Below are 24900 nucleotides of genomic sequence, written 5' to 3' on the forward strand. Positions count from 1 at the left end.
AATACAAAAAAGCACTTGAGAAAAACAAATGGTTTTTCTCAAGTGCTTTTTTGGGGCCTGGTCAGAATTTCGATCTTTCCAGGTGGATGAATTCCTTAAGGTCTTTGAGAACCGCTTCCTTTAAATATAAGTATCCATTCTCTCCTCCAAAAACAGGGAAATGCATACTTTTCACATTATATTTCGCTGGCTCTCCCTTGGTTTCATTCTGGAAATCAATACCAAGGCATTCTTTTGCTACCAATTGTGCAGACAGGGGTTCTGACGTAATATTTAGTAACTTGAGTTGATGATCCTCTGCTAATTGAATATCGTTATAAAGATTTTCTAGATTATAAAATTGGAATTTACTATCTTTATGTGTCCATTCTAGACAATGGTTATGAATTAAATCAAATATGAAGTTCTTTTTTAGACCATGCCCAAATAAAGCCGGCAACCGGATAATTAAATGATTAGCAAATTTATTTTGCACAAATTCCTCGAGATATCTCCTATGCCTCCCGTATGGAATTAAACCTTCTAATAATATTGGAGATTTTTCATTCACATTTAGGGGGCTTTGGTACACATCCACAGTGGAAATCAAGATAAACTTGTTGGCTTTAATTGACTGAAGATTGTCAGTTAAACTCTTAATGTTCTCCAAATCTTTTTCTGGTTCCCTATTAGCTTTCCATTTAACACCTGAAGCTCCAGCACATATTACATATTCAAATTCGTTCCCTCGAACTTCAGATATATTTTTAGAATTAAATAGCCTGTCAAATCGCGTTTGTTTTAAAAGGTTTCCTCCAACTAAACCCGTGTTTCCAATTAAGGCTCTTACCAAATAATCACATCCCTAACCATTGTAATGTTATCCCAGTAATTACCTTTCTAAATAAATTCAATAGTAATCTGTCTTAATTAATTTATTCACCCGGAGTGTTATTGCCTTGGGCAAAATGGTTTTAAAATTCCATGTGTATCTGCCTGCTGACTCCCCTCTTTCTTTGACAATTTATAAAGACCTATTTTGTTCACATTCATTCCATAACCAACATATTTTATTAGAAATGCGCACTTACTTTACTTTGAAGGGGAAGAACGTATGGATACAAAACAACTAAGCAGTGCTCAATTAATGGACCGTATTCTAGATTCTCTAAATAAAAAACAACCGTGTTCCATCATTTCAGTAGGACAAACAGAAGCGGTGATAATAGGTCAAGGCATGTTTAATTCCGATCCTGTTTTACAGAACTTTCAAACCCACCTTCGCAGGGAAGCAAAAATTGCAAATAAAGGAATTAAGAAAGGATTTTATCATCGGGGCATTCGATTTCCTAACCCCGAGGCACAGAAACAAGCCCTTGAGGCAGTAAAAGCGGCAGATATAGTTGGATATAATACGTTAGAACCCAACGCGAAAACGATTACAGAACGAGTGTTCACCCTCTACAATATCCAGCCTAATACCATCTTTGAGGCTAATATTCGAAGAGTGTTTATGAAATCGCAGGAAGAAAAATTCAAACAAATTTTAAAAGGCAGAAGAGTATTATTGATTGGTTCCCGAGCTCCGCAAGCCAAGAGTTCACTTGAAGAGAAATACGCTAAAGATTTAGGCTGCACCATTGTGGGCGCCATTCCAATTTATGAATATGAAGATATTCCGAATGTAAAAGAAAAACTAAACGATTTCACCTATGACATATGTTTTCTTTCAGCAGGGGTTAATGCCGTTATTCTTGCCTCGCATATTGCCCAAAATTATGGAAAAGTAGCTTTTGACATAGGTTCAGGTATGGAGACGTTTTCTACTGATGAAGTGGTAACCGATTCTTTTATTAATGAGATTATTGGCCTTGATAACTTAATGAAAATGTAAATTTGCTCTTAACATTATGAGCCGGAATTATGAAATCCGTACCATCGTATCAGGAAGAAATTGAACAATCAAAGCTTCTCCAAATCCTGTGTAGGTATCTGTGTTTATTACTGCTAATAACGTTCGAATTTCCTCTGCAGTAAAGGATTCAATTATATCCACTGGTCTCCTAAGAACTTTTAACTCATCATGGATAGCTTCTTCAATGTATCCTTCTTTAAAGAAGATTCGAAGATTATTCGCAATCCATTCTCTAGTGAAGACTCTTCATGAGCAATTCTATATCCAAGAATAAACGGTTTTGTAGCATGCTTCTCCATTACTTTTATAACTTCTGGACCCCCGGGAGAGGAAATCGCAAGCGGTTTTTAAGGTTCCCTCCCCATTGTGCTGTACGCTGATTGAAGAATGGAGAAATGAAATTTTGTATTAAGAATCCATGCGCAACATTGATTTCCACACCATGAAACCTTGAGTACCACCCCTTTATTATAAAAATAGTATAATGCGATAATATATTTATTCCACTTCCTACAAGATATAAATCCTTCATTAACCTTTTATTCTAGTTTTTTCCAATATTCAGATATAAACACTTTTACCATTTCATTTAAACTAGCTCTTTTTTGCTTTTTTAACCATTCAACCTGATCGATAGGCAGATTTAATTTTAGGCTAATGTTCTCATTCGGCATTTCAACTTTTCTAATCTCTTCTAATGTAATTCCTTTTTCTACATTCGGAAACCATGAACTATTTTCATCGACTCTATCAAAATCTTCATACTCATCAATATCACCTAAATCACAAAATAAATTAAGCTGTGGTAATCCACCAGGAAGTGTTTTTAGGTGCATAATCGAATTTATGCTTCTACCGTCCTCAAGCTCAATCTCAATGATTAGTGTTTGCTCTTGTTTATATTTTCTTACCGTAACTTCGCTGACAATTAAATCTAATTCAAGCGTATACCCCGATTGGGACTCAAAGATATAGATCACGCTATTAAAGATATGTATATTTTCACCATCAATTTTTACCGACTTCACTGCAGCCATTAAACCATTCCCCCATACCAATGTTCCACACAATACTAATAATATTGATTATAACCTATTAAAATACAAACAGACTTATTATCTATTTTAGTATTTTTTCTTAAAATAACAAAACCCTAAATAAATAATTAATTTATCATTCATAAGACTGGTTTGAAGCCACGGTATATATGCAAAAAAAGTGACTTTAAAAGTCAAAAAAAAAGCCACAGCAATGCCTGTGACTTTTGTTTTTTACATTTTATTCTTCCTGCTTTTGTCGGTAAAGCTTTAACTGTCAATCAACCTTATGCTACCAGGTAAAATTGTTTCTTATCCGTAAAACACATTTCTTGCCCATTCGCTGTAGTTTTAAAGGATTTGATAGTAAGTTGAGGATGTGTTTAGTCAAGTCTTCTCGAATATTAGATGGATCTATTATAAAACCAGTTTTTCCGTGTTCAATAATTTCAGGTATTCCACCGGATTTCGTAGTAATAACAGGGGTACCTGTTGACATGGCTTATAGATTTACAAGTCCAAAAGCTTCATTTTGCGCGTTATTATATTAGCTTACGCACCGGGGAAAGCAGCAAAGTGTGGACAGGTCTTCAATAAACAAAAAGTTAATGAAATGTTCACAGCTTCTTATGCTGTATTACGTTAAAATAAAGACGAATCAATATGTGATGTTCTTCACAATACAAGCTGGTAGAAAGAAGGAAATACTGTTATGTCATTATACAAACCCAATCAAATATTAGACATTTCAATTAAAAATGGAGTAAAAAAGACAAGTTATCCATTATTAACAACGATGCTGTTGGGTTTCCAGGCAGGTGCATTTATTTCATTAGGATTCCTATTATATATACGTGTTACAGCTCCCTTATCCGAGGGTTTATCTGGACTTAGCGCAATTCTAGGTGCCTCTGTCTTTCCGATTGGACTCATCCTTACATTAATCGCAGGCGGGGAACTTCTCACAGGAAATATGATGGTGGTTCCATTAGCAAAGTTTGCAAATAAAATTAATACAAAACAAGTTGTGAAAAACTGGTTTCTCATCACGGTGAGCAATTTTTTGGGTGCCATTTTCGTTGCTTACTTTTTCGGACATATTGTAGGATTAACTGAAACAGGCGTTTATTTGGATAGTACAGTTCATATTGCTGAACATAAGGTAGAGGCTACCTTTCTTCAAGCATTTGTCTCAGGTATAGGTTGTAACTGGCTAGTGGCTGCAGCCGTGTGGTTATCGTATGGAAGTGAAGATATGATGGGTAAAATTGCGGGTATATGGTTCCCGACCATGGCTTTTGTCGCGATTGGTTTCCAACACGTTGTGGCCAACATGTTTGTCATACCAGCAGCGATTTTTGCTGGACATCTCACATGGATGGATTATATTGGTAACTTTATTCCAGTTTTCTTAGGGAATGCCGTTGGCGGAGCGCTCTTTATCGGAATGGCGTATTGGTTTGCTTACAAAAAGAATGAATACACTTTAATCGAAGGAACTAAAAAGATTGGAATGTTAGAAAAGAAAATTGGAATTTAACCGGATTAACTGTAACAACATAATAAAAGGCTGAAACGTTTTCGTTTCAGCTCAGATTGTTGAGAAAGTAGTATTTTTTCTTAACCAAAAGTCTTCTTTTCCTTAAATGCTTAATAAAAAGTTGAGTAATCATAAAGATCGCCACGCCTATGCTAGCTTAGCTAGGTGTGTGGCGATCTTTTTCATGTTTTGGCAGGCTGCTGTAAGTAAAACCTGCTCACTAGCATTTTGCAATCCCCGTAACCGGCCATAGCGAAGCCCATGCAGTTCTTTTGAATCTGCGAAGCTTCGCTCTACTTTTTCTTTTCTAAATTTATAAAGCATTTTACCCGATTTAGAAAGCCTGTTGAGGCGGACTTTTTCTTTGTGTTCCTCCCATACATGTCGAGTAACTACTTTTTGCGTATTTTTCGATTTAGTACACTCCTGCAGGAGTGGGCAGTTGGCACATTTCTTAGAGTCAGATTTATACTCTCTATATCCTTCTCTTGTTGTGGTACTATAAGACAATTCTTCTCCATTAGGACATATATAGATATCAAGTTCTTTATCGAAATGAAATTTCCATTTTGGAAAGAGCCCTTTTGTGGGTTGATATCTTCTATGAGCAATTACTCCAAATATATTACGATCACTAAGACCTTTACAAATTGGATTTGTTAAATAACCAGAGTCAAGTGCCACTGCTTCTACGTCAAAACCAAATCTTTCGATTTGACGATCGAGGCGGGATAAATAAGGAACAGAATCATGGACATTTCCAGGCGTAACAAAGGCATCAGTAATGATATTAAATTTCATATCCGTGGTACGATGATCAAGGTAACAGAACATTTCCTGCTTATTATCGCGAGACATGAATCCACATTCTGGGTCAGTTGTGCTCTTTCGTATTTCTTTAGTTTCCTTCACCTCCTTATCCTTTAAAGCTTTTTTCCGTGATTCACTCGGTCTTCTTCCACTGCTTTGTTTAAATCTTCTATGTATTCACGTGTTTCAACTTCAACTTCTACCCTAGTAAATTTATGTTTATTTGCGTTTGCTTTTAGATGGGTAGAATCAGAAAACAAAACTCTTCCGCCAACCATTTTGTGGTTAATGGCCTGAAAAACGATCTGATCAAAAATCTCCTGAAAAATATTTGTTTCTTTAAAACGAGTACGTCTATTCCAACTTATAGTTGAATGATCCGGTACTGGATCATTTAGTTTTAATCCTAGGAACCATCGATAAGCTACGTTTGTCTGGATTTCCCGTTCTAATTGGCGTTCAGAACGAATTCCATAAAAATATCCTATAAACATCATCTTGAAAAGTTGTATAGGGTCCGAAGGACGCCCGTTTTTTTCTGAGTAATATGGACGGACCTTTTCACCAATAAAAGAAAAGTCTATGTATTTATCAACTTTTCTAAGAAGATGATCCTGTGGTACCAAATCGTCAATAAAAACAAATTCTGCTTCATTTTGAATCTCTTTTTTTGGCTTATACATTCAATCCACCGGCCTATAATTATTAATTATATTATATCAGATTAACGCGGTGAATTGTTAAAGATTTGAGGGAAAATAAAAGGCAATCGAGAGTTTCTGGACAGCCTGGGCTGAAACGTTTTCGTTTCAGCTTTTTTTATGTTTCTTACTAGACTACCAACGTGCAGTCAACATTTTCTTTCTTGTATAAAACTCTACACCATCTGTCCCATTTGCATGAAGATCACCGTAAAATGAATCTTTCCATCCAGAAAACGGAAAAAATGCCATAGGTGCTGGCACCCCTATGTTAACACCTAACATTCCTGAATCAATCGTTTCTCGAAATTTCCGAACACTCCCCCCATCTTTCGTATAAATGCAGGCACCATTTGCGAATCTAGATTTATTGGCTATTTTAATAGCTTCGTCTAAAGATTTTACACGGATAACCGATAAAACAGGAGAAAAAATTTCGTCCTGCCATATTTTCATTTCTTCTGTAACATCATCAAAGATCGTTGGTCCTACAAAGAAGCCTTCTCCATTTACTGCATCATCTTCTCTGCCGTCACGAACAAGTTGTGCTCCTTCTTGAACACCTGTAGCAATATAATTTAACGTACGCTCTTTATGACCTTCACGAATTACTGGCCCCAAAAATACATCCCTATCTAGACCATTACCTATAATTATATTGTCTGCAGCTTCTTTTAATTTTTTCACCAATACATCTGCCACTCCTTCTTGAACGGTCACTACCGAAGCAGCCATACATCTTTCTCCTGCAGAACCAAAAGCTGCAGATGTGATTTGCGTAACGGCAAGATCAAGATCAGCATCATTTAAAACAATGGAATGGTTCTTTGCACCAGCTAACGCTTGTACACGTTTTAAATTCTCTGTTCCTTTTTTATAAACATATTCAGCAACAGGCTGTGAACCAACAAATGAAATCGCTTTGATTTGTTTTTCCTCAAGTAATCCATTTACCACATCATGTGCCCCATGCACAATGTTCAGTACACCCTTTGGTAATCCCGCTTCTTCAAACAACTCAGCAAGGCGATTTGCTAATAGAGGAGTTCTTTCCGATGGCTTTAAGACAAAGGTATTACCACATGCGATTGCAAGTGGGAACATCCAGCATGGTACCATCATCGGAAAATTAAATGGAGTGATTCCACCCACAACCCCTATTGGATATCGATACATTCCAGACTCAATGTCAGTTGCAATATTTGGAAGTTGTTTACCCATCATTAACGTAGGAGCACCCGCTGCAAATTCAACACATTCAATTCCACGTAAAACTTCACCATGGGCTTCGTTATAACTTTTCCCGTTTTCAACGGTAATTAATTTTGCAAGTTCATCCCAGTGATCGACCAGAATTTGTTGATATTTAAAAAGAATTCTTGCTCGTTTTGGTACAGGAACTTGAGACCAACTTTGAAATGCTTCTTGAGCAGCTTTTACAGCCATTACCACATCTTCATTAGTGGATAGTGGAACGTTTGCAATGATCTCTCCTGTTGCTGGATTATAGACAGGCTCTGTCTTAGTCCTTGTTGCCTCTACCCATTCACCATTTATATAATTTTGTACAACTTTGACTGTTGTTTTTGTCATGAATATTTTTCTCCTTTTCATGATTATCGATCAATTTCAGTGTAATATATCTTTCCATTTTAGGTTGCAGTCGCTAATACTTCTTCCGCATTTTCCATAAAACCTTGTATTTCATCTAATGTTGGCATGGCGTCGGAACAACTGTGCTTGGAAATAACAATTGATGCAGCTGCACTTCCTAGCCTCATAGATTCTAAAACACTGAATCTATTCATTAATCCGTATATAAAGGCAGATGCATAGGAATCACCTGCGCCAAATGTTTTTAGTACATTTGTCTTAAAAATCCCACATTGATATTGACTGCCATCCTTGGTATAGGCAATTGAACCTCCCCCGCCATGTTTGATTACAACGAGTTTTGCTTGGTAGGAAAACCACCGTTCTGCTGTAGCTAGATTAGTAGAATCACCAAAATTTCTGATTTTTTCAATCATATCAAACTCCTCACGGGTTCCGATTATAACATCACATTTTTCTGCAGCTAAGTGATAATAGATGGCAGTCTCAGTTTCGGATTCCCATGTGTATGGTCGATAGTCTAGATCAAATATAACCACTACATCATGTTTTCTTGCATACTCTAATGCTAGAAATACCGCTTCTCTTGATGGACTCTTGGCTAATGCGGTACCTGAAACTAATAATGCCTTACATTGCTTTATATATTCTTCAGAAACTTCTAAGGCATCAAGCTTCAAATCTGCCACATTATCCCTGTACATTAATATACTGCACTCGGTAGGGCTTTTTATTTCAGTAAAAGCTAGACCTGTAACGGCACCCGTCTTATCAGTGAAAATATGATCAGTTTGAATGTTATTCTCTTTTAAGTACTGTAGAATAAAACGCCCCATTTGATCGTCTGATACCTTTCCAATAAAACCAGCCTTCATTCCAAGACGCGAAGTACCAATAGCTATATTCGCTGGGGAACCACCGACATATTTGGTGAATGTCTTTGTCTCTTCCATCGGACGTTGTGTTTCATTCGCATTTAGGTCAATACATAAACGACCAATCGCAATTAAATCCAATGAACGATCGTGTTTAAAAACTAAAGAATCCATATAATCTACCTCCACACATTAAATCTATCAGTTACACCATTTTTTGCTATTTATTTAATAGCCATTCAAGGTCTTTATCGTTATGGAATCTCCACAAGCGCGTAGGACCGGCCATAACATTTAGATAATATAGTTCATGTCCCGGGCTTGCAGCTACAGGATGGTACCCCTTTGGCACGACAACTACATCTCCATCTTTAATGGCAAAAGCTGCATCAATGCTTTGATCGTCTGTATATACCCTTTGAAATGCAAAACCTTTATCTGGTTTCATTCGATGATAGTAAGTTTCTTCGAGCAAGGTCTCTACAGGTAAATTTAATACATCATGTTTGTGAGGGGGATAACTTGACCAATTGCCTTCAGGAGTAAATACCTCTACAACTAGGAGACTATCTGCCTCCCTATCTTCTGGAAGAATATTATGAACATACCTTTTCATATTACCCTTACCCCTTTCAATCACTTCTACATCCGCTGGTTTGATTACTCTCGTTGGATAGCTACCTGCTGAAGGTGAAGAACAGAATGCAATTTCGACCACTTCTGTTAGGGCTTCCATTTCACAACAATCATCTTTAGTCACATAAAGAGCATAAGGGGGGATTTTTTCGAAAATATCCAATCGATTACCTATATCATCAAATGTCAGTTCCTTCGTAGTAATTTTCACCTTTCCACTTAAAATTACAGCACAAATTTCATTTTCCTTGGCTTCTCTCTTAATCGTTTCCCCTTTTTGAATTTTACACGCTTCAAAACCAACAAACTGTAGACCTGATTCTTCTGGCATAACACGAACAAGTGATGGTTGTTCTGATTTGATAGATTTATATAACAATTTTTTTTGCATAGAAACTCTCCCTCTGATTTACTTAACACTCCCTGCTGTAAGTCCTTGAAGAAAATATTTTTGAACAAATAAAAAGACTATGATTAGTGGTGCGCTCGACATAAAGGATAAAGCCATTAAGGCGTTCCATTCTGTTGTAAACTCACCAATTAACATCCCAATTCCAATCGTTAGTGGTCTAACCTCAATAGAATTGGTTAGAATGACTGCAAATAAAAATTCATTCCAAGCTAGGATAAATGTATAGACACCAGTAGCAATTAATCCTGGCAGACATGGGGGTAATATTATATAAAAAAATGATTTAAGTGGACCACATCCATCTATTTTTGCTGCCTCATCTAATTCTTTTGGAATGGTATTAATAAAATCTCTCATCATCATGATCGAAAATGGTAGTGCAAATGAAGTATATGCCAAAATTAAGGCAAAATAGGTATTATATAAACCCACTCGTGTAATGAACAAAAAGTAGGGGATTACCAAAAGAACCATAGGGAACATCTGAGTTAATAGAATGTAAATTAAAGCTGACCTTTTTCCTTTGAAATCAAACCGAGAGAACCCATAACCCGCCATCGCAGCAGCAATGATGCAAATAAACGTTACCGATAGAGCAATAATATAACTATTAATAAATAATTGAATTAATTCTCTGTTTTCAAATACCGTGCTAAATGCATCTAAAGTAAATGTTGGGGGTAATAATTTTAGTGGAGAAGCAAATACTTCTGGATTGGTTCGAAATGCAATGCTAATCATCCAAAAAATTGGAACCATCGCAATGCTGCCAAGTACTATTAGTGATAAATAGACACCAAATTTGTTTTTCCTAAACACATTATTCCCCCTCCTTCTTAATAGAAGATTTTAAATAGAAAAAGGATAACGCGACCATAATCAAAAGCATAAAGATAGCTGTTGCAGAAGCATATCCAAAATCTAATGTTCTAAATGCATGATGATAAATATATGTAGACAAGACTTCTGTGCTATTCATTGGTCCGCCACCAGTCATTAGAAAAACTAAATCAAATGATCTAAAATTCCAAATAAACTCTAATATTACTAACGTTAAAATAATATTTTTAAGTTGCGGAATTGTAATATAGAATAATTTCTTAAAAAATCCTGCACCATCTATTTCAGCAGCTTCATATAAATCATTTGAAATGGTTTGCAAACCAGCTAATAGCATTAACATCATAAAAGGAAAACCTCTCCAAATATTCGCAACGATTACAGCTAGTAGTGCTGTGTTTTCATCCCCTAACCATGCTGTCTGGGAGAGTTCAGTAAACCCTATGCTGCTTAGAAATTTATTTACTAATCCAAATGGATTGAATATTAGCATGAAAATGGCGGCCACAACCGTTGATGAAGTTAACCAAGGAAACATTAATACAGATCGAAAAATAGCCCTAAATTTTGTGTTGATTTGTTGATTTAATAGTAAGGCAAAAATTAAACCAATTGAGAGACCAGAGAAAACACTAACAATTGTGAAAACGACCGTGTTCCCCAATGCATTCCAAAAAAGCGGATCGACAATAAATTCTGTATAGTTTTTTATCCCTGCAAATATTGGGTTTGCCTTGTCGGTATAATCATAAAAGCTCATTAATATAACCTGATATAAAGGATACGCCGTTAACAAAAGCAGTAAAGTGATAGCAGGTAGGATAAATGATACTTTTCTAAAATATTCTACTAGATCATTCCTCGCATGGTTATTGTTCATCGTGTTCCTCCATAGTGTCAGAGGCTCAAAATGAACCTCTGACATTTTTTCATTTATTTATTTTTTTCAAAAGCATCGTTCCAGTAAGCAGCTGCATCATCTAATGCTTCCTGTGCAGTTTTCTTACCAGTAATAAAGTTTTGGATCTCAGTAGTGAATTGCTTCCTCAAATCCACTGCATTAGGTAAATAATGATCAATTACTTCTACGCGATCAAAGGTTTCGAATTCCTCAACAAATACTTTCAAGTTTGGATCTTCTTTAAAGAACGGATCATTCATAGTGTCTTTGTTATAAGGGAAGAAACCTGTAGCTTTATCCCATAATAACTGTCCTTCAGCACTACTCATAAATTCAATAAACTTCCATGCAGCATCTTTGTTCTTACCCTTCGCACTGAGTGCTAACACAGAACCTTGAGCGATCGTACCAGTTTTTTCACCTTTCGGTAATGGCACAACACCGAAATCTAAATCAGGATTTAAATTCTTCTGAATGTTTACCCCCCATGGACCTTCAAACATGAAAGCAACATTTCCAGAGGAGAAGTTTGCCCTTTTTTCCTTTTCACCCGCACTTAATTCGCCTGGAGTGCTAACCTTATTTGTTACTATTAAATCTTTCAAATAGTTCAAAGCCTTAACACCCTCAGGTGAGTTAAATACTGCTTTACCATTTTCTAGGATCTTTCCACCTGCTTGTAAAATAAAGGGCATGACCTCATAGCTGATGACAGTCGGAGGTTCGGCCGCTAGGTTTCCTGTTAAGGCATATCGATTTTTGCTAGGATCTGTTAGTTTAATAGAAGCTTCCATAAATTCATCCCATGTAGTAGGAACTTCTACACCTGCTTCTTCAAGAAGCTTTTTATTATAAAACAATGCAATATTTCCATTCGTAACTGGAATACCGTAAAGTTTCCCTTTATATGGAAGCATCATCGGCCCTTCATTTGCTTTTTTTATGTCTTCTGGTAATGAAGCAAATCGCTCATCAATTGGTTCAATAATACCTGCATCTGCAAATTCAGTTAACCAAGCTCCTGATGCTGTGATAATATCTGGTGGATTACCTGCCAAATCTAAGGACAAAATTTTATCATGTTCTTGTGCGAATGGAAGATCATCAATGATTAATTCAATATCTGGATTTTTCGCCTCAAATGCTTTTTTAACTTCATTAATTTTATCTGGCCCTTGCTCATTTACCCAATGCTGAAGCCAATGAATTTGTGTTTTTCCTTCTTTTGTTTTGGAGCCACTATCATTATTTTTTTCTTCTGAAGTATTTGCAGTTGAAGGAGGTCCACAAGCTGTTAACAAAAGCAATAAAACAGTAATTAAAGTAATTAACTTAAAATTTTTCATCTAAATCCCCCATCCTAATATAAACTTTCATTTGTTACATAATTGGATTCCATATTAATCTCTTTTTCTAACAAAGGCTTTAAATAGTTTCTAAATTTATCTGTTGGCATGAAATTTGTATTATCCCAAAAATCGGATGGTAAAGTTCTTTCCTTTCCAGAAACTTCTGACAAATCAACACATGTTAATTTGTATTCATATGGGGTATTAGAAGACCTTTCAATCCCAATCATCTTCCCGCTTTCCCCTCTTAAAGCAACTCTTATTGCCTCCCTTCCTATTATTTCAGCTTCATGTAAATCCTGATGTGAAACCAAGCACATTGAACTTCTATATAATTTATTTGGGATTGTAATACTAGTTTTTATTTCTAAATGCTGCTGTATTTCCTGGGCCAATCTATAACTTATGCCACCGTTGTACTTTTGTCTTGGGTTATGAATGGTAATATCGGAAGTAATAGACTTGAGTTTCATATGATCCGGTACCATTATTAAAATATTTGTATTTTCTTTCAATGCTGATTGAATATCTGACAAAATTTCATCGATTGACGTTTCTCTCTCTGGTAAATAGACTAATTGAGGAAAGTCATACCTGTGTTTTTTCCTTATAGCACTTGCACCAATCAACCAACCTGCATTTCCTCCCATCACTTCCATAATCTCAATTTGTGGAGGAAAGGAATTGGATCGAATATCTGCTTCTATTTGATTTAATGATTGGATTAAAAACTTTGCAGCGCTTAAATAACCAGGAGTGTGGTCAGTTCCGCAAATGTCGTTATCAACGGTTTTGGGAATAAAAATACACTTTATCCCAACATTTCGTGATTCACAAATGTCATGAACTTTATTTATCGTGGTAGAGGAGCCATTTCCGCCGATGTAACAAAAAACATCGATTGAAAGGTCAAGTAATTTATCTACAATTTCTTCAAAATCTACATTTGTAAGTTCCAACCTTGATCCTCCTAAAATGGCTCCAGGCTGTTCTTTCGCCTTTTTTATTAGGTCCACTTTATCATTTAAGAGGATAATGTTATTTTTCAAGAGTCCTTCTAATCCATTCAGAGAGGCGTACACATTCTTGATCTCATCAACCTCTTCTGATTGGTCAAGAACCCCATATAATGTAGAATTAATAACTGGCGTAGGACCGCCAGATTGAGCGACAAATATGTTCATAATTCACCTTCCTTCGTTATTATGCAATGATAACATTCATCAATTTTTCCAGTTCATTTTGATTTTCGGGTTGGATATTATCGTCCGTAATAATCGTGTGTGACGAATCAAAAGGAGAAATTTGAAAAGAACTTATTTTCCCAACTTTTGATGAATCAACAAGCCAGTAAACTTCTTTTGCAGATTTAAGAAGTTGCTTTTTCACATCTGCTTCTAAAATGTCGTTACAGGTAAACCCATGTGTGTAGGATAGACCTGTAGCTGCGATAAATAGTTTATCTACATAAATTGAAGAAATCATTTGCTCCATCATAGAACTGACCATCGTCGTTGTTTTAGATCTGAACACTCCTCCTAATACTATTTTTGTAATGGTTTCCCTATCTTCTAATACTTCTGCAATATTCATTGCCGTAATAAAAGCCGTAATCGTTAAATTAGGACTTATACTCTTCGCAAATTCAAATAAAGTTGATCCAGCATCAAGCAGGATACTATCTCCACTTTTCAGCAAAGCAGAAGCTTTTAATGCTATCTGTTTTTTTTCTTTTATATTTGTTTTGCTTTGTTTATGAAAACGATCGTTTAAGTAATCCTTCGATATGTTTCCAATATTTTCTTTGTCACCGCTTTCATTTTCCTTCCAAACAGCTCCTCCTCTTACCTTTTTAATATTAGGAGTAATTTCTTCAAGATACTCTACATCCCTTCTGGCAGTTACAACTGAAATATTTAACAATTCAGCAATTTCATTTATACTAACCATTTTTTTCTCCTCAATAAATTTCATGAGGCTATCAATTCTTTTAGTGGTTATCATACCCTTCACACTTTCTTGTTTTTTGAATTTTCATAATTTTTCTTTATTTTATTTTACTATTCTAAGTTTGTAAAGTGTAATTTTCTATTTTTTTCTTTTATTTACTATTTTTTTCTTTTTTATTGTAATCGCTTACTATTTGTAATATTATAAATATTGGGTAAATTATAACAATTAGGAGGACTTACATGAGTTATTCATTTATTGATGACTTATCTATTACAAACATTCGAATGCTGGCAATCGATGCGGTTGAGCACGCGAATTCAGGACATCCTGGTATGCCAATGGGAGCTGCTCCAATGGCTTATGTTTTATGGACAAAAATCATGAATTATAATCCAAAGAATCCAAAATGGATAAATCGTGATCGATTTGTATTATCTGCAGGTCATGGCTCCATGCTGCTGTATAGTCTTCTACATTTAAGCAACATGAATTTATCTATAGAAGATTTAAAACGTTTTAGAAGGTTAAAAAGCAAAACACCTGGACATCCAGAATATGGTCATACCACTGGTGTAGAAGCAACAACAGGCCCGCTAGGCCAAGGTCTCTCAATGGCTGTTGGAATGGCAATCGGAGAAAGATATATGGCCGCAAAATTTAATAAGGACCAATTCAAGTTAATCAATCATTATACTTATTCAATATGTGGAGATGGTGACTTAATGGAAGGAGTTGCACAAGAAGCTTCCTCTTTAGCTGGTCATCTAAAATTAGGGAAATTAATTGTTCTTTATGATTCAAACGATATTTCACTGGATGGTAGTACAAGTCTTTCTTTCACAGAGAATGTAGAAGATAAATATAAAAGCATGGGATGGGAAGTTCTTACCGTTGAAGATGGAAACGATGTACATGCTATTGAAGAAGCATTAGCAGAAGCAAGAAAAGACGAAACTAAACCTTCCCTAATTATTGTAAAAACTATGATTGGTTATGGAAGTCCTAATAAAGGTGGAAAATCCGCAAGTCATGGATCCCCACTTGGTAAAAATGAAATTAGATTAGTAAAGGAAAATTATCAATGGAATCATGAACCGTTTTTCGTAGATAGCAGAGTAAGAAACCATTTTGAGGACTATATCGATACCAATGAACAAAAGGAAATAAAGTGGAAAGAAGTATTTAAGGATTATCAACATTATTATACAGAGGAGTCAAACCTATTAACGAACATATTTTCACATCCTATAGAAATAGAAAAGTCCATACTACCAATCTTTCAAGAAAATACCTTCATTTCAACAAGAGAAGCCTCTGAAAAAGTACTAAATGCCTTTGCACAGTCTAACATCAGCCTTATTGGTGGTTCAGCTGATTTATCCTCTTCCAATAAAACCTACTTATTTGATCAAGGAGACTTTAGTCCTGCTAATTATGGTGGGCAAAATTTACACTTCGGAGTTCGAGAGTTTGCAATGGGCTCTATCTTAAATGGTCTATCTTTATATGGAGGATTAAAACCATATGGAGCTACCTTTTTAGTATTTTCAGATTATATGAGACCAGCTATTAGGTTGTCTGCACTAATGAATCAACCAGTTACCTATATATATTCACATGATAGCATTCATTACGGCGAAGATGGTCCTACACATCAGCCCATTGAACATATCCCATCATTAAGACTAATACCAAATTTATTAGTGTTTAGGCCTGCTGATGCTAACGAAACAGTTGAAGTATACAAAACAGCCTTTTCACAAACCAATCGCCCTTCTGCCGTCATTCTCTCTAGACAAGATTTACCTGTCATTACCAACCCTGTAAATCTCTATCAAAACGTAAGTAGGGGGGGTTATGTTTATAAATTTGAATCAAAGAAAGAAATCGATGCCATAATCATTGCGACGGGCTCAGAAGTACATCTCGCTGATAAAGTTCGAAATCTCCTATCAAATGAGGGCTATTCGATTCGAATTGTAAGTATGCCTTCGCTAGAATTATTTAATGAACAAGATCAAGTTTATAAGGAAGTCATCATACCTTCTGAAGTTCGTCATCGAGTTATTCTGGAACTAGCCGCTCCATACGGTTGGGACTCAGTTAAAGGTGAAAAAGGTATAAATATTGGTATAGAGACGTTTGCGGCTTCTGCACCTGGAAATGATTTAATAGAAGAATTCGGTTTTACAGAGGAAGTCCTATCACAAAAAATAAAAAATTATCTTAATCAAAGTATAAAGGAGATGTCAAAATGACACTTTTACCAATGACCGATATGCTTTTGAAAGCGAAAATGGAAAAATATGCAGTTCCACAGTTTAATATAATCAATATGGAATTTACCCAGGCAATTGTGGAGACGTCCACAGAGGAAAATTCACCCGTTATTTTAGGGGTTGGCGAACCTACCATTAAATATATGGGAATGGATTATGTAATGGCGATTGCCGAGACAGCTGCAAAAAATAGTTCTGTTACAATTTCCCTACATTTAGATCATGGCAGTAGTTTTGAAGTTGTCATGCAGTGTATTAGAGCTGGATTCTCCTCGGTTATGATTGATGGATCAAAATATTCATTTAATGAGAATATCTCACTTACAAAAAAGGTTGTTGAAGCGGCTCATTCTGTTGGGGTTTCTGTTGAAGCGGAATTAGGAACAATTGGAGGAACAGAAGACAATATACATGTTAATGAAAAGGAAGTCGTCTTGCCAAGTGCTGAAGAGGCAATCGAATTTTGGAATCATACGAAGGTTGATGCTCTTGCCGTTGCAGTCGGCACAGCCCACGGAATGTATAAAATCGAACCAAACATACAGTTTGATGTTATTTCAGATATTTCAAATACAATTCCAGTACCTTTAGTTCTGCATGGGGGTTCAGGGATTCCCGACCAGGATATTAAAAGAGCGATAGAGTGTGGAATATCAAAAATAAATGTTAATACAGAAAATCAAGTGGCTTTTTCAAATGCAGTACGAAAAATTATTAATAGCCATGATGATATTCAAGACTCTAGGTTATTCCTAAGAGTAGGAAGAGAAGCCGTTAAAGAAATGGTACGTTCCAAAATACGTTTATTTAGTTCTATTAATAAGAATGATGTTTCCCTTCAAAATATTTAATTTTTTATAAAGAATGAGCCGTGGTCATCATCACGGCTCTTTCAGCTTTACTTTATTCAAATAGAGGACTTACTGCTCTTTCATTATGAATTCGATCTATAGCATCTGCTAGTAATGGGGCTACAGACAGCATCGTAATTTTATCAATTCTCTTTTCTTCTGGCTGCTCAATCGTGTTCGTAATAACCAATTCTTGAATCGCTGATGATTCAATTTTTTGTACAGCAGATTGAGAGAGTACTGCGTGTGTACAGCAAGCATAAACTGCCTTTGCCCCATGCTCTACTAAAGCATTGGCTGCTAATGTCTGCGTTGTGGCTGTATTAATTAAGTCATCCACAATAATCGCATTTTTCCCTTCAACATTCCCAATAATCTCAAAAATTTCGGAAACATTCGGTTCAGGACGTCGTCGATCAATGAGGGCGATCGGAGCATCTAAGTACTTTGCCATCTTCCTTGCTCTACCAACAGAACCGTTATGTGGCGCAACAACCACTACATCCTCAAGTCCCTTTTTTTCAAAATACTGTGAGAGAATCGGAATTCCAACTAAATGATCGACTGGAATATCAAAAAAGCCCTGTACCTGCGGAGAATGAAAATCCATTGTCAGCACCCTGGTAGCACCTGATTTTTCAAGAAGGTTCGCTATTAATTTGGCTGTAATCGGCTCACGGGATCTAGCTTTTCGATCCTGACGTGCATAGCTGTAGTAAGGAATAACCACATTAATCATTTTCGCTGAAGCTCTTTTTAGAGCGTCAATCATAATCAGCAGCTCCATGATATGGTCATTATTCGGGTGTGAAGTGGATTGAACAACATAAACGTCGGAGCCGCGCACACTTTCTTCTATATTTACCTGAATTTCTCCATCACTAAATTGAGTGACCGAGCTCCTCCCAACCTCACAGCCTAAATGCTTCGCTATTTCCTTTGCCAAGCTTTGATTAGAATTTAGTGCAAACAATTTAATACCTTTTTTCAATTCATACGACACTTTATGTCCCCCATGTTTTGTTTATTTACAATTCCTTAACGTCTCATTTACCTATTTTACATGAAAAACAGTCATTAGAACAAATATTTCATTTAAGTTTACATTTAATCAGGTAGTAACTTTACAAACTTATTTTTTGCCAATAAAAAAATAGCTTGGTATGAACGATTCACACCAAGCTTTTTCTATTAATTACATCTCAACTTCATCAGGTACATACAAGTCAAATGGGGTTGCATTGTATGGGAGAATGGCTAATTTCTCTTCGATAAGTCGGTATCCCCTGCCATAGGGGTCTTGATCTTTTTCTAGTTGTTCTTTCAGCATGTTGGCATACGGTACTTCTCCCATTTGGGTCATCATGTGTACTTCCACCCATGAGGCAAATCCCTCAAGTTCTTCCGTTTGCAGCTGATCCACTTGTAAATTCTCAAATTGCCATATATGGGTTAGTTCGTGGGCTAAGGTGGAAAGTGTATGGGTTCTCGGTGACCCATTTTCCACAAGAACCTTGAGATTACCATCACTATCCATGCTGGCTTTACCGGTTAATCGTGGATTACCTGCCTCTGGAATAGAAGGTAAACCGCTTGTTTTATGAATTTCTGCTGCACTTAACACGAATAGCGCGATATCTTCAGGTAAGTTTACTAAATATACATCTTTAAAAAATTGACGAACTTCTCGATAAAGTGGCTCCACTCGTGATACATGATCAATGGCCGACTGATTACAAGCAAAGCACCTTTGTCTGCCATCATTGAGTTGAATGACTTGCGCTGCAGCGACCATTCTGCCACAGAACACGCATTGCGTTTCACTGCTGTTGATATTTACGATTTCTTCATCTTCCATACGTCCAAGATATCCTGATCGAACTTCCCTTAATTTTTTTGTTGGTAACAACGTATCTAAAATCGCAAAAGTTTCGCTTAAGGCCAATTCCTTGGGATAGTGGCCGTAACCAAAATACAGATAATCGCTATTTCCATTACTTTCATTTAATAACCAATAAAGATAGTCATTTACTATATCAAAGATTTTTTCCCAATTATGACTAATCGCTTCTAACATGCCAAGGTGTACAGGAGAATCCTCAATAATATAGAGCGAGATCTGCCCCTCTTTCTCATTGACATCATCTACTTGGATGGTAGGAGTAATCCATTTTAGATTTTTAGACTGTGAATCTGTTTGGTCAAAGAATAATTCCTCCAACCTAGCACATACCTTCACAAAATGGTGTGTATCTGGGAATAAGGAAACAAACAACTCATCCAATAAGAGAGATAAGGTAAATTTGATTTTTGCGGCATTTTCAAATGTACCCTCTTTGGAATGTATCTCAAAGCACAAAAGATGGCCGTTTTCATAATTCCTGGTGATTTGTTCATCTTGATGATAAGAATGCAACTTCATCGATTGTAAGTTTAACATTTCACTCATTTCCACATATCCGCTTGTTTTAACACTTACATCCGCCTGTACCGCCCCCAAATAGACCTCAAACTGTTCGAAAAGAATAGTATTCCTCTTGAAATTGCGTTGTTCTGCCATATTGCTTATTTTAAATTCCGAAATAGGACGATAGTATTTCTGCCTAAAAATGTGTTCAAAGGTGACTTCCACGATTCCACGCTCTGTATCTACTTTTTGAATTTTATATTGTTCGCCATTAAATGAATGGAATTGACCTGGCAGGTATTGTTGATAGAGGTGTCCTTCAAGAATCTCAGAAAGACACTTATCGTTATGCTTAATCTGAAAGAAACGGAACCCCTTTGGTAAAATCTTTTCCTTAGCTGAATAGGGGATCCTGTATCGTGTTTTCTTCACAAAATCCTTTTTGAACCGGTCAAAGGTTACTAATTCTTCTGATTCAATCGTAAAACGGTATGCTAATTTAGGACCAAAGGCGTTCGAGAACAGCTCGTGAACACCCTCGACAACCGAGCGATAAGAGCTAATTTTTGCTCTTGTTAAATAGCTTTCCACTTCCTCTTTCATTATATAAAAATGACATAATCGCTCTAATAGAGTATATGCAATGCTCCAAAGTGATTGCGATAATCGTGGAGCTAATGGTGCGATGGTCCGATTCGTACTCATATAGAAATCCAACTGATCTGCTAAGTAATCTCGAAGTAAGTATGGAGGGCTGACGATGTGAACAAATGAAGCCACTTTGCCGGTTCCTTTCCACAAATTTAAACGCCTCACTAAATTGTAGTGATCATCTCGAATGAGAAAAAGTGTAAACTCATCAATCGGAATCGAAAGGTTACTGTCCTCGACCTGAATCATTTTTACCATATGATCTAACGTTTCTAAATCAAACCCTAGGTCAAACAAAGACTTCTTCATATCCATGATTTCGTCGATACTTTCTTTAACGTTTGTGTTTCGCTGGTTGATCAAGTGAACGGGGTCAATTTTTGCCTGTAAAGCAGGGATCGATAGGACCACTTCGGCTTCTAATTGACGATGCGATATTTTTGGCAGGATCTTTTGTTGAAACCAATTTTCACCTTCATTTTTCCAAACCATATAAAATAAATTTTGACTTACGCTGGACGGTGAAACGATATCTCTAGGCTCACATTGCAAGAGAGAACGTACGGTATGTTCTAATCCTTCATACCACTCAGTTAATATGATATATTGTGGTTTTTTCCCAGTTAGCTCTCTAACATTCAGGTTAAAAGTTTGAATGATGGTCGAATAAACTGGAATCAGCTTCTCTGCATGTAACAACAATATTCCTTCCAACAGTTTTGTTTTTTCTAACTGACGTAAGTAGTACAAAAATCGTTTCTCCTTCAACGTTTCGGGCGAAACAATCAATACATCTGAATTCATGTTTTGTTCAAGTGCATCTAAAAAGGTGCTTATCTTCCATAATTGATCCACCCCTGATACTTCTCTCATTCCCTTTGACACCCAATCTACCGCTGCCGATGCCGCACCTTGGCTATGTGCAATGATTAATATCTTCTTATTTTTAGCCAGCAAATGATACAATGCCGGAAAGAAATAGGAAGAAAAATCATTGTAATTAACATCCTCAATCATTACATCATGTTCTTGAATGATTTCTGACATCATCGTCGTATAGCTTTCATCGATGATGATGTTCTTTTTCTTTAATTCCTCACAAATCGAATGAATAATCAATTGATGTTCCAAGTCTGGAGAGATATTTTCATAGGAAAAATGATCTTTACGTTGATGAAAATGTTCATCTTCTTTCAGAATCCCAGAAGCCAGCAGTCGATCTTCCCATAATTCCTTGTATTGATTAAATAATTCTTCATAGGTTGTTAGTCTTTTAGAGACGGCATCATTACCAGCTATTATACCTTCACTATAAGGCACCTTTTCACCATTTAAAAACCATGCAATCTCCATTAATAGAATAAAAGAAATAATAGGATATGCCGGCAAATACTGATTAATCGTCAGCTCGTATACATTGGCAATGATAAGAAGCACGAGTATAAGTAGTGGGAAAATCGCTGTAATCTTAAAAAAAGCAGCTAGATAGGTCCATTCCTTTTTCAAGTAAATCCTTCCACGGCTTTTAAAATATACTAGTGAAACTGTACCCTGCTTCGACAACTTCGTTTTCGAATTTTCCACAAGTTCTTTCGGATAGAGAATAGACGCAGCCTTATTTACTATTTTCACAAATGGTTTCAAGATGCGATTATTTCCAAGATTCTTAGAAGGCAAACTTCCTGTGATTTTCCAACACCATTTAACAGTCAATACCGAGACCAAAATCGTTATATTTATCAGCAATTGGATATTCGGCAATAAAGACGGCATTCTTTCATTAAGAAATTCTTGGTATATACCCGTAAGCCACTTATCCAAAAGCAGCCATGATAAACAAATAAATAAAGTCACTAGTGGTAGGTAAAGTTGTTTATAACGCTGATTTTGGGGAAAATTTGCCGTATAGAGAAGAATGATACTAAGACATAAAACAACGAAACTTCCTAACAGTTCAAGGTATAAGTTCATAGTTTATACACCTTATCTTCTTGGATTCGAATTTGCTCGAGTTCATTCAAGTAGGCTGATTGGTATTGTTCAATCGCACTACCGAGATACACTTCAATGCCATGTCCGTTTGTCCTCTGTACCCCTAGCTGTTGAAACGGAGAATAGATTGGATTCTCGGTGATGTTTTTTTCAAATTTAATACCTGGCACCCGTATTTCTTGTTTAGAGGAAAATGATTCTTTATTTATCTGAAGGATATGAAGCAATCGATTTGTCATCTGGACGAATTCGTCTAATTTAATAAGGTGATAGCGGTAAAGAAGATTCTGTTCCTTCTTTTCTTCACCGATTAAGGATAATTTTTCGAGATATTTACGTAACGAGAATAGCTTGAATAAATGGTTTAAGTAGTCATTATAGCGGTGCTGGGCATCGACTTGCATTTGATAAATATTTTCGGTATATTCATAGGTTTTTTCTTGATATTTCCATATGTGTTGATGGGATATATGTCTGGTAAAATAATACCCAATATACGTAACAAGGAGGGTGACAACCAAACCAATACCATAAAAATAGGCTGTTACCTTAGTAGATTCAGTTGAACCCGACATTTGCAGAAAAGGAATGAACAGGATCATAATAATCAGGAAACTCATCATCAGGAACTGACGCTGGTTTGGGAGTAGCTGCAGGAGAAAATGCATTTGGTTTTTTGCTTTCGTCACAAAATTTTTCCACTTTGAAAGTGCTTCCGATGTCTCAGGAGCAGAATGGATGACATCCCTTTCCACAACACTAATTTTTTGGAGAATGTCCTGTTTATAGTCATTTATGTCCATCAATTCTTCCTCTTCCAAAATGTCATTTCTTCTTTTTACAACATGCAATTTTTTTATCGCTTCTCTTGAATTTTTTAGCAGTTCATTTTCACGATCAATGAGAATAGTTTCAGCTTTATAAAGCTGATCCTGCCATTGGTCAAAGAATTGATAGTTCAGCTTTGTGCTCTTCAATAGTGGGTGGTTGCGATCTCTTCTTCTTTCAATACTTGTTGCTGTATAGGGAGAAAAATCATCGTCTCGAAATCGATTTGTTTGAAACTGGTTCTGGAGCAATAATTGATCCTCTAATTGCCTTTTTGCCTTCAACAAGCTCATAAAATAATGATTGAGTAATGTTTCCAGCCTCTCAGATTCTAACGAAATTTGTATCACACTGGTACTTCCCTTTTCCAGCCTTTCAATTAGTTTTGGATGTTGGCTAATCGTGAGAAGAAAATAGGTGAGTTCCAAATAACCTCTCATTCTTTCCCGATGAGAACTTTGTACGATTTCCTGACGAATAAGGCGAATATCACCGATTTCACTTTGAATACCAACATGGTACTTTAAACTGCTTGAGAGTTCTCCTGATGGAGTAAAGTTTGTTAATGAAGGAGTTAATGGCAGCGTGCGTATTTGCTTAATCTTTTTCTCAAAATCTTCCATGACGATATCTAATTGATCCTTGGTCATCCATTCATCATGACTAGGCTTCTCTCCACGTAACAACAAATAATCCTTCTTTTTGTCTATCTTCTTGGCTAGGCAGGTCGTGACCCGCTCACATTTCATCTCTAAAGCCTCCATAAATTCTGCACCAGGTTGATCTAAGATTATATCTTGAAGCTGAATGGGTTCCCCCCATTCTTCATCAAGCTGTTTTATTTCCTCCTCGATGAAGGCATTACCCACTATTGGCCACCCAGGGCTTTTCATCAGATAGCCATAATGGTCAAGCTCCCAATACCGTTTTAACCCTTCTTCTATGGGCGCATAATTAGAAGTTCTCTTGATCTTGTCAATTAAATGTAAGATACTTTGAGATGGATAGAATCCCTTGTCCTTTAAAGGTTCAAGCAGGTCTCTTCTTATTTCCGAGAGATGCGTTGTGAGTCGTAACCGTCTATTTAGCTCATCATCTAAATTCAAAAGAATAATCAACTGCCAATCCTTTATTCGCTGACGGTCAAGATGTTCAATCATTCGATCGACTAATGATAAAAAGAGAGGATTAGAGGCCGGGGCCTCCTCCTCCCAGTAAAAAGTTAATTCATTACAACTCTGCAGCTTGTAAAAGAATGGCTCAACTAAATGCCAATCCTCATACTTTTTGCCAAAATGAATCACGATTGAGTGCATCAAAGATCACTCCT

At 36.3% G+C, this 24900-nt stretch carries 22 protein-coding genes; 4 read left to right on the forward strand and 18 right to left on the reverse strand.

The features are described from left to right. Positions 1 to 61: 61 nt before the first annotated feature. Positions 62 to 832, reverse strand: coding sequence for an NAD(P)-dependent oxidoreductase (locus F4694_RS04690; protein ID WP_179595739.1), 771 nt, complete (start codon positions 830 to 832; stop codon positions 62 to 64). Between the two features lie 261 nt (positions 833 to 1093). Between F4694_RS04690 and F4694_RS04695 the strand changes: the two genes are divergently transcribed. Then, positions 1094 to 1873: a GT-D fold domain-containing glycosyltransferase gene (locus tag F4694_RS04695; RefSeq protein WP_179595740.1), complete on the forward strand. Its 780-nt coding sequence runs from the start codon at positions 1094 to 1096 to the stop codon at positions 1871 to 1873. A 27-nt stretch (positions 1874 to 1900) separates the two neighbouring features. On the opposite strand, the gene F4694_RS32005 is transcribed toward F4694_RS04695, so the two are convergent. The 5 genes from F4694_RS32005 to F4694_RS32915 form a co-directional block, all read right to left on the reverse strand. After that, positions 1901 to 2035: a hypothetical protein gene (locus tag F4694_RS32005; RefSeq protein WP_257029126.1), complete on the reverse strand. Its 135-nt coding sequence runs from the start codon at positions 2033 to 2035 to the stop codon at positions 1901 to 1903. Between the two features lie 17 nt (positions 2036 to 2052). Further along, positions 2053 to 2193: a hypothetical protein gene (locus F4694_RS32630; RefSeq protein ID WP_306458380.1), complete on the reverse strand. Its 141-nt coding sequence runs from the start codon at positions 2191 to 2193 to the stop codon at positions 2053 to 2055. Between the two features lie 5 nt (positions 2194 to 2198). Next, positions 2199 to 2426, reverse strand: a complete 228-nt coding sequence (locus F4694_RS32010; protein ID WP_306458381.1) for an oxidoreductase — start codon at positions 2424 to 2426, stop codon at positions 2199 to 2201. Between the two features lie 7 nt (positions 2427 to 2433). Next, the gene (locus F4694_RS04705; protein WP_179595741.1) at positions 2434 to 2931 is read right to left on the reverse strand and encodes a hypothetical protein; all 498 of its coding nucleotides are present in this window, start codon (positions 2929 to 2931) and stop codon (positions 2434 to 2436) included. Positions 2932 to 3223: 292 nt separating this feature from the next. Beyond that, positions 3224 to 3430, reverse strand: coding sequence for a glycosyltransferase (locus F4694_RS32915; protein ID WP_179595742.1), 207 nt, complete (start codon positions 3428 to 3430; stop codon positions 3224 to 3226). 213 nt (positions 3431 to 3643) lie between these two features. Here F4694_RS32915 and F4694_RS04715 point away from each other — a divergent pair, with 213 nt between their 5' ends. Next, positions 3644 to 4471, forward strand: coding sequence for a formate/nitrite transporter family protein (locus F4694_RS04715; RefSeq protein ID WP_179595743.1), 828 nt, complete (start codon positions 3644 to 3646; stop codon positions 4469 to 4471). A gap of 147 nt (positions 4472 to 4618) precedes the next feature. Here F4694_RS04715 and F4694_RS04720 read toward each other — a convergent pair. From F4694_RS04720 to F4694_RS04760, 9 genes are all read right to left on the reverse strand, one after another. Then, a protein-coding gene (locus F4694_RS04720) for an IS1182 family transposase (RefSeq protein WP_257029127.1) occupies positions 4619 to 5964 on the reverse strand; the annotation gives its coding sequence in 2 pieces (ribosomal slippage) (positions 4619 to 5400 and positions 5400 to 5964; 1347 coding nt in all). Positions 5965 to 6117: 153 nt separating this feature from the next. Beyond that, entirely contained in the window at positions 6118 to 7575 is a 1458-nt protein-coding gene (locus F4694_RS04725; RefSeq protein WP_179595744.1) for a CoA-acylating methylmalonate-semialdehyde dehydrogenase, read from the reverse strand. Between the two features lie 59 nt (positions 7576 to 7634). Further along, on the reverse strand, positions 7635 to 8645 hold the full coding sequence (iolC, locus tag F4694_RS04730; protein ID WP_179595745.1) for a 5-dehydro-2-deoxygluconokinase: 1011 nt from the start codon (positions 8643 to 8645) through the stop codon (positions 7635 to 7637). A gap of 46 nt (positions 8646 to 8691) precedes the next feature. After that, positions 8692 to 9498 (reverse strand): 5-deoxy-glucuronate isomerase, encoded by an 807-nt coding sequence (gene iolB / locus F4694_RS04735; RefSeq protein WP_179595746.1) that lies wholly within the window; start codon positions 9496 to 9498, stop codon positions 8692 to 8694. Between the two features lie 18 nt (positions 9499 to 9516). Beyond that, on the reverse strand, positions 9517 to 10338 hold the full coding sequence (locus tag F4694_RS04740; RefSeq protein WP_179595747.1) for a carbohydrate ABC transporter permease: 822 nt from the start codon (positions 10336 to 10338) through the stop codon (positions 9517 to 9519). A gap of 1 nt (position 10339) precedes the next feature. Next, positions 10340 to 11239, reverse strand: coding sequence for a carbohydrate ABC transporter permease (locus F4694_RS04745; protein ID WP_179595748.1), 900 nt, complete (start codon positions 11237 to 11239; stop codon positions 10340 to 10342). Between the two features lie 53 nt (positions 11240 to 11292). Next, positions 11293 to 12606, reverse strand: coding sequence for an ABC transporter substrate-binding protein (locus tag F4694_RS04750; RefSeq protein WP_179595749.1), 1314 nt, complete (start codon positions 12604 to 12606; stop codon positions 11293 to 11295). Between the two features lie 14 nt (positions 12607 to 12620). Continuing rightward, entirely contained in the window at positions 12621 to 13793 is a 1173-nt protein-coding gene (locus F4694_RS04755; protein ID WP_179595750.1) for a diphosphate--fructose-6-phosphate 1-phosphotransferase, read from the reverse strand. Between the two features lie 19 nt (positions 13794 to 13812). Continuing rightward, positions 13813 to 14613: a DeoR/GlpR family DNA-binding transcription regulator gene (locus F4694_RS04760; RefSeq protein ID WP_257029128.1), complete on the reverse strand. Its 801-nt coding sequence runs from the start codon at positions 14611 to 14613 to the stop codon at positions 13813 to 13815. Positions 14614 to 14801: 188 nt separating this feature from the next. Between F4694_RS04760 and tkt the strand changes: the two genes are divergently transcribed. Beyond that, positions 14802 to 16820 carry a transketolase gene (gene tkt, locus F4694_RS04765; RefSeq protein ID WP_179595752.1) on the forward strand — a complete coding sequence of 673 codons (2019 nt, stop codon included), beginning with the start codon at positions 14802 to 14804 and terminating at the stop codon, positions 16818 to 16820. Then, positions 16817 to 17692, forward strand: coding sequence for a class II fructose-1,6-bisphosphate aldolase (gene fba, locus F4694_RS04770; protein ID WP_179595753.1), 876 nt, complete (start codon positions 16817 to 16819; stop codon positions 17690 to 17692). The genes tkt and fba overlap by 4 nt, the downstream gene beginning before the upstream one ends. Positions 17693 to 17744: 52 nt before the next feature. Here the strand turns inward: fba and F4694_RS04775 are convergent, their stop codons facing one another. The 3 genes from F4694_RS04775 to F4694_RS04785 all read right to left on the reverse strand — a co-directional run bounded on the left by F4694_RS04775 (position 17745) and on the right by F4694_RS04785 (position 24886). Beyond that, entirely contained in the window at positions 17745 to 18695 is a 951-nt protein-coding gene (locus F4694_RS04775) for a ribose-phosphate diphosphokinase (protein WP_308806278.1), read from the reverse strand. Positions 18696 to 18887: 192 nt separating this feature from the next. Further along, the gene (locus F4694_RS04780) at positions 18888 to 22721 is read right to left on the reverse strand and encodes a hypothetical protein (RefSeq protein WP_179595754.1); all 3834 of its coding nucleotides are present in this window, start codon (positions 22719 to 22721) and stop codon (positions 18888 to 18890) included. Then, positions 22718 to 24886: a hypothetical protein gene (locus tag F4694_RS04785; protein ID WP_179595755.1), complete on the reverse strand. Its 2169-nt coding sequence runs from the start codon at positions 24884 to 24886 to the stop codon at positions 22718 to 22720. The genes F4694_RS04780 and F4694_RS04785 overlap by 4 nt, the downstream gene beginning before the upstream one ends. Between the last annotated feature and the right edge of the window lie 14 nt (positions 24887 to 24900).

Origin of the sequence: Neobacillus driksii (genome assembly GCF_013409995.1) — a bacterium.
Taxonomy (GTDB): domain Bacteria; phylum Bacillota; class Bacilli; order Bacillales; family Cytobacillaceae; genus Neobacillus; species Neobacillus driksii.